This is a genomic window from Dietzia sp. DQ12-76, assembly GCF_014145045.1.
Lineage (GTDB): Bacteria > Actinomycetota > Actinomycetes > Mycobacteriales > Mycobacteriaceae > Dietzia.
The window spans coordinates 1-6,908 of record NZ_JAALDV010000162.1 but is presented as its reverse complement, the minus strand read 5'-3'; the positions used below and the strand labels follow the sequence as shown (position 1 = coordinate 6,908).

At 69.3% G+C, this 6,908-nt stretch carries 7 protein-coding genes; all 7 read right to left on the bottom strand.

Annotated features, from left to right (window positions below; genetic code table 11):
• Positions 1–648: AMP-binding protein (locus G6019_RS06765; protein ID WP_182627261.1), on the bottom strand; the 648-nt coding region annotated here is incomplete at its 3' end.
• Between the two features lie 63 nt (positions 649–711).
• A complete protein-coding gene (locus G6019_RS06760; RefSeq protein WP_107757470.1) occupies positions 712–1,134 on the bottom strand; it encodes a heat shock protein transcriptional repressor HspR in 423 nt (140 codons plus the stop codon).
• Positions 1,131–2,324, bottom strand: coding sequence for a molecular chaperone DnaJ (gene dnaJ, locus G6019_RS06755; protein WP_107757471.1), 1,194 nt, complete (start codon positions 2,322–2,324; stop codon positions 1,131–1,133). The genes G6019_RS06760 and dnaJ overlap by 4 nt, the downstream gene beginning before the upstream one ends.
• 105 nt (positions 2,325–2,429) lie before the next feature.
• Positions 2,430–3,056 carry a nucleotide exchange factor GrpE gene (gene grpE / locus G6019_RS06750; RefSeq protein WP_107757472.1) on the bottom strand — a complete coding sequence of 209 codons (627 nt, stop codon included), beginning with the start codon at positions 3,054–3,056 and terminating at the stop codon, positions 2,430–2,432.
• Positions 3,053–3,250: a hypothetical protein gene (locus G6019_RS06745; protein WP_017838418.1), complete on the bottom strand. Its 198-nt coding sequence runs from the start codon at positions 3,248–3,250 to the stop codon at positions 3,053–3,055. Before G6019_RS06745 ends, grpE begins: the two co-directional genes overlap by 4 nt.
• Positions 3,247–5,100: a molecular chaperone DnaK gene (gene dnaK / locus G6019_RS06740; protein ID WP_107757473.1), complete on the bottom strand. Its 1,854-nt coding sequence runs from the start codon at positions 5,098–5,100 to the stop codon at positions 3,247–3,249. The genes G6019_RS06745 and dnaK overlap by 4 nt, the downstream gene beginning before the upstream one ends.
• A 277-nt stretch (positions 5,101–5,377) precedes the next feature.
• Entirely contained in the window at positions 5,378–6,724 is a 1,347-nt protein-coding gene (gene gdhA, locus G6019_RS06735) for an NADP-specific glutamate dehydrogenase (RefSeq protein WP_182613700.1), read from the bottom strand.
• Positions 6,725–6,908: the final 184 nt, after the last annotated feature.

The window sequence follows — 6,908 nt, the reverse complement described above, 5'->3', positions numbered from 1 at the left end:
TGCGCCCGCGCGCTCCCAGAACCCCGGGCTCGCCACGGAGTCCTCGTTGAGCACCACCGACGCGCCTGCGAGCAGGTGGCTGTGGATCACCGACAGCCCGTAACAGTAGTGCGGGGGGAGGGTGGTGATGGCGCGATCAGCGGGCTCGATGCGCAGGTACTCGGCGATCGCCGCGGCATTCGACAGCACGGCCCGGCGCGCCTGCCGGACGAGTTTCGGCGACCCGGTGGACCCCGAGGTGCTGAGCAGCAGCGCCAGGTCCGGGTGCAGGTCGTGCCGCGGCGGGGTGTGGTGCGCGGACGCCGGGATCGACTGACCCGCGCCCGCGAGGACGTCCGGGGTCCACGACTCGACGAGAGCCCGCGTGGCCGCGCTCTCCGGCGGCAGGAGCAGGACGACGTGGCCCGCCTCGTGCGCGGCGAGATAGTCGATGAGGAAGTCGGTGGTGTTGCCCCCGATCAGGCCGACCATCCGTCGTCCGGAGTCGAGCGACGGATACTCGGCTGCGCGGGCGGCGACCCGGAGGGCGAGATCGGTGTAGGTGAGGGTGGTGTCGTCGCTGATCACGGCCACCGCACGGCCACGGGCGGCGAGAGGCCCCGCCAGCCCGCCCACCCGTCGGGTGTGGCCCACCTGCTCGATCGTCACCGGACCACTGTAAGAGGTAAGCCTATCCTAGGACAATTCGTTCATCATCCACCGGATCGGACGTCAGTGGTCCCCGCGCTGGTGGCGGGGTCGCCAGACCACGACCGAGGTCGAGCGCGGCACGTGGACCAGTTCACCGCCGACGCGTCCCCGGCCCGAACCGGAACGGAGCTCCGCGAGTTCGTCGGTCAACTCGCGGACCCGGGACTGGAGGGCGTCGACCTGGTTGGTGAGCTGGATGATGCGTTTGATGCCGGCGAGGTTCACGCCCTCGTCCTGGCTGAGTCGCTGCACCTCGCGCAGCATCGCCACGTCGCGCAGGGAGTAACGCCGGCCGCCACCGCTGGTGCGTTCGGGCGTGACGATCCCCAGTCGGTCGTAGGTGCGCAGGGTCTGGGCGTGCAGGCCCGACAGCTCGGCGGCCACGGAGATCACCAGGACGCTGTCGTCCGGGGCCAGGTCCCCCACGTCCCGCCGGGGGCTCATGCCGACCCGGCCCAGCCAGACCGTGGATCGAAGCCCGCCGCCCGCAACGCCTCGTCATAGGCTGCGAGCTCGGCCTCGGCCATCCCGGCGGGGGGCGTCGCCACCCGGAGCGTGACCTTGAGGTCACCGGTCCCGGTCTTGCGTGCGATTCCGCGACCGCGGACCCGCAGGATCTGCCCGTCCCTGGACCCGGCCGGGATCTTGACCGTCACCCGTCCGGTGAGCGTGGGCACCGACACCTGGGCGCCGCGGACGAGCTCGGGATAGGAGACCGGGAGCTCCACCAGCAGGTCCGCGCCGTCACGGTCGAACACGGCGTCCTTCGACACGGTGACCGTGACGTACAGGTCGCCCGACGGGGCCCCGCGGAACCCGGCCTCCCCCTGACCCGAGAGCCGGATGCGTTGACCGTCCTGGACCCCGGCGGGCACCTTGACGTTGATCGTGCGGGCGCGGTCGGTGACGCCGCTGCCCGAACAGTCCGGGCACGGGTCGTCGATCTTGGATCCGGTGCCGCCGCAGTCCGTGCAGGGTTCTGCGAAACTGAACGCGCCCTGGGAGCGCTGGGTGACCCCTGCCCCGTGACAGGTGCTGCACACCTTGGGGCTGGTGCCAGGGCGGGCACCGCTGCCGTGACAGGTCAGGCAGGGCGAGGCGGACGAGAGCCTGATCTGCACGGTCTCGCCCAGTGCGGCCTCGCGGAACGACAGGGTGAGAGAGGTCTCGACGTCCTGCCCGCCCTGCGGTCGCTGCGCCCGGCCCCGACCCGCGCCGGGGGCGCCGCCGCCACGGCTCTGGGTGAACAGGCCACCGAAGAGGTCGGAGAAACCACCGGATCCCCCGGCGCCGCCGGCCCCGGCCGCACCTCCGAAGAGGTCGCCGATGTCGAAGTCGCCGCTGGTCGTGGTGAACCTGCCGCCCCCCGGGGGCGCGAAGCCACCGAACCCTCCGGAGGAGACCTGCGCCCGGAACTCGTCGTACTCCTTACGTTTGGCGGGGTCGCCGATGACGCTGTTGGCCTCGCCGACCCGCTTGAACTTCTCCTCGGCGGCCGCGTTCCCCGGGTTCTTGTCCGGGTGGTTGTCGCTCGCGAGCTTGCGGTATGCCTTGCGGATCTCGTCCGCCGTGGCGTTCTTGGAGACGCCCAGCTCGGCGTAGTAGTCCTTCTCGACCCATTCGCGCTGACTCACCAGACGCCTCCTTCCTTGATCGGGTCTGACAGATCTCGAGTACTCATTCTCCACCTCGACCGCCGGTGTGCGGGTGACCGCACACCGGCGGTGGGTCGGAACAGGTCAGCGGACGGTGACCATCGCCGATCGCAGGGTCCGCTCACCGTGGCGGTAGCCCTTGCGCAGGATCGTGCCCAGCACGGGCTCGGAACCCTCCGACTCGTCCTGCACGGCCTCGTGCACGGCCGGGTCGAACGCATCGCCTTCCTCGCCGAAGGACTCGACCCCCTGGGAGGCCAGCAAGGCGTGGACCCTGTCGGCGAAGGCCTTGAGCGGCCCCTCCTCCAGATCCCCGTGCGCGCGTGCCCGCTCCAGGTCGTCGACGATCGTCAGGAGCTCGGCGAGGACCGACCCCTTGGCGGTGTCGATGATGGCCTGGCGGTCCCGCTCGACGCGGCGGCGGTAGTTGGCGAACTCCGCCGACACGCGCTGCAGGTCCGCCGTCCGCTCATCGAGCTGGGCCTGCAGAGCGGCCGAAGCATCCTGTGACGACGGATCACCGGCGCCCTCGTCGGCGCCACCATCGGCGGACGGGGCGGGATCGTCCTCGACGATCTCCCCTTCCACGGCCTCCGGGGCCGCGGCGCCGGACTCCTCGTCCACAGCCCGGGCGGCGGCCACGTCCTCGGCGTCACCACCGGCCCAGGCGGCCTTGTCCGTCTCCGGACCGTCAGCGTGTGGCGTGGTCACTGGAACTCACCCCTGACTGTCTCGTCGTCTTCTGCCGCGGCCTCGACCTCGTCGGGAGCGACGTCGGCCGCGCCTTCTGCCACGATCTCGGCCTCGGGGGCGACGGGGGCGTCCTGGACGTACTTCTCGTCCACGGCCTCCTCGTCGGTGGCCTCCGGGTCGCCGGGATCGGGCACTCCGGTCACCTCCGTCACTTGTCGCCCTCCTTCGGCTCGTCCTCGTCCACGACCTCGGCGTCGACGACGTCGTCGTCGGCGGAGCCCGCGGAGCCGGGGTCTGCGGCCTCGGCACCCTCGGCCGCGGCGGCCTCGTAGATGGCCTGGCCGACGGCCTGGGCCTCGGTGTTGACCTTTTCCACGGCGGCCTTGATGGCGTCGACGTCCGAACCCTCGAGGGCGGACTTGGCCTCGGCGATCGCGGCCTGGAGGGACTCCTTCTTGTCCGCAGGGACCTTGTCCTCGTTCTCCGAGACGAACTTCTCCGTCTGGTAGATCGTGGACTCGGCCTGGTTGCGGGCGTCCGCCTCCTCGCGGCGCTTGTGGTCCTCCTCCGCGTGGGCCTCGGCGTCCTTGATCATCTGGTCGATCTCCTCCTTGGACAGGCCCGAGCCCTCCTGGATGATGATCGTGTTCTCCTTGCCGGTTCCCTTGTCCTTGGCGGTCACGTGGACGATGCCGTTGGCGTCGATGTCGAAGGTGACCTCGATCTGCGGCACCCCGCGCGGCGCGGGGGCGATTCCGGCGAGCTCGAACGAGCCGAGCAGCTTGTTCTGCGCGGCCATCTCGCGCTCACCCTGGAACACCTGGATCTGCACCGACGGCTGGTTGTCGTCCGCCGTGGTGAAGGTCTCGGACCGCTTGGTGGGGATGGTGGTGTTGCGCTCGATGAGCTTGGTCATCACGCCGCCCTTGGTCTCGATGCCCAGCGACAGCGGGGTCACGTCGAGCAGGAGCACGTCCTTGACCTCGCCGCGGAGGACGCCGGCCTGCAGCGCGGCACCGACGGCCACGACCTCGTCCGGGTTGACGCCCTTGTTGGGCTCCTTGCCCCCGGTGAGTTCCTTGACCAGGTCGGTCACCGCCGGCATACGGGTCGAACCGCCGACCAGAACCACGTGGTCGATCGACGAGATCGAGATCCCGGCGTCCTTGATGACGGCCTGGAACGGTTGACGGCAGCGGTCGAGCAGGTCCTGGGTGATCTTCTGGAACTCCGAGCGCGTCAGCGTCTCGTCGAGGAAGAGAGGGTTCTTGTCCGCGTCGACCGTGATGTAGGGCAGGTTGATCGAGGTGGACTGTCCGCTGGACAGCTCGATCTTCGCCTTCTCGGCGGCCTCACGCAGGCGCTGGAGCGCCATCTTGTCCTTGGTGAGGTCGATGCCGTTCTGTGCCTTGAACTTGTCGACCAGCCAGTCGACGATCCGCTGGTCCCAGTCGTCGCCGCCGAGGTGGTTGTCGCCGGACGTCGCGCGGACCTCGACGACGCCGTCGCCGATGTCGAGCAGGGAGACGTCGAAGGTGCCGCCACCGAGGTCGAAGACCAGGATGGTCTGCTCCTTGTCGCCCTTGTCCAGTCCGTAGGCCAGAGCGGCCGCGGTGGGCTCGTTGACGATGCGCAGAACGTTGAGGCCGGCGATCTGGCCGGCGTCCTTGGTGGCCTGACGCTGGGCGTCGTTGAAGTACGCGGGCACGGTGATGACCGCGTCCGTCACGTCCTCACCGAGGTAGGACTCCGCGTCGCGCTTGAGCTTCTGCAGCGTGCGCGCGCTGATCTCCTGCGGGGTGTAGTTCTTGTCGTCGATCGAGGCCGACTTCCAGTCCGTGCCGATGTGGCGCTTGACCGAGCGGATGGTGCGGTCGACGTTCGTGACCGCCTGGTTCTTGGCGGGCTGGCCCACGAGGACCTCGCCGTTCTTGGCGAACGCCACGACCGACGGGGTCGTGCGTGACCCCTCGGCGTTGGCGATCACGTTGGCCTCGCCGCCCTCGAGGACGGCGACGCAGGAATTGGTGGTGCCGAGGTCGATACCGACTGCACGTCCCATGATGTTCTCCTTCTCTCCGCGTACTCGACCGCGGACGGGGGTGGTCCGAAACTCCGTTGTTAAGCAGACCCGGCTCAAGGCTCGGATCAGTGACACCACACTGCCTCTCCGAGTGGATGCCGTCAACCCAAGTTGAGTCGGACTCGCTGAGGTTTGACGCTCCGTACAACTACCGCCCCGGCCGATCGATTCCCGTTGTGATTCAGATCACAGCACAACATGAGTCTGCCCGACTCAAACAGTGGACGGGGGCGGTACCGGCTCCATGTACTGACAACTAGATGACGCCCTGCGCGAGCATCGCGTCCGCGACGCGGCGGAAGGCGGCGATGTTCGCCCCGGCCGCCAGGTCGCCGGGCTTCCCGTACTCCTCGGCGGTGGCGGCCGTGGTGGCGTGGATGCTGGTCATGATGCGGTCGAGTTCCGAATCGACGCGCTCGAAGTCCCACTGCAGTCGGCCCGCGTTCTGCCGCATCTCGAGCCCACTGGTGGCGACACCGCCGGCGTTCGCGGCCTTGGCGGGGCCGAACAGGATACCCGTGTCGTGTATCACCTCGACGGCCTCTTCGGTGCAGGGCATGTTGGCGCCCTCGGCCACGAGCCGGCACCCGTTCGCGGCCAGGGTCCGCGCGGAGTCGCCGTCGAGTTCGTTCTGGGTCGCGCAGGGAAGTGCGATGTCGCACGTCACCTCCCACACCGGGCGCCCCTCGACGAACTCGCAATCGCCCCGCTCCCGCGCGTAGACCGAGAGCCTCTCCCGCCGCACGTCCTTGACGTCGGCGAGCAGGTCCAGGTCAAGGCCCTTCTCGTCGACCACGTAACCGGAGCTGTCCGAACAGGCCACGACCGTGGCTCCCAGCTGTGTCGCCTTCCTTGCCGCGTACAGGGCGACGTTGCCGGAACCGGACACGACCACCCGCGCCCCGTCGAGGCCGAAGTCGGACTCGCGGAGCATCTCACGGACGTAGTAGACGAGCCCGTACCCGGTGGCCTCGGTCCTGGCCCACGACCCTCCGTAGGCGACCGACTTGCCGGTGATCACTCCCGCCTCGTTCCGGCCGGTGACCTTGCGGTACTGGCCGTACAGGTAGCCGATCTCGCGGGCGCCCACGCCGATGTCCCCGGCGGGGACGTCGAGATCCGCCCCGATGTGATGGGCGAGCTCGGCCATGAACGACTGACAGAAGCGCATGACCTCGCCGTCACTCCGGCCGTGGGGGTCGAAGTCCGAGCCGCCCTTGCCGCCGCCCAGGTCCAGGCCGGTGAGCGCGTTCTTGAAGACCTGCTCGAAGCCGAGGAACTTCAGGGTGTCCTCGTCAACGGACCGGTGGAACCGCAGGCCACCCTTGTACGGACCCAGGTCCGAGCTGAACTGGACCCGGAAACCACGCTGAACCCGGATCGTTCCCGAGTCGTCCACCCACGGCACCCGGAAGGACACCACGCGTTCCGGCTCGACGATCCGCGCGAGGATCCCGCCCTCGACGTACTCCGGATGCTGCCTGACCACGGGGGCGAGAGACTCGAGCACCTCGTGCACGGCCTGCCGGAAGAGCTTCTGCCCGGGATTTCGGGCTACCACGGACTCGAGCGCATCGTGTAGTGCGGCGTCGGCGTCGGACATGGGACCTCCGGTGTAGGGGCTGCGGTGTAGGGGATGCGGTGTAGGGGATGCGGCCTGAGGGACGGTCGGCGTGGGCCACCCGCCGCGGGCACTCACCCGATACCGAACCCCCGCAAGGCCCCTGCCACGGCCGGAACGGCGTCGCCGCCGAGCCGCAGCCTAGCCCCGGTGTTTCATGGGGATC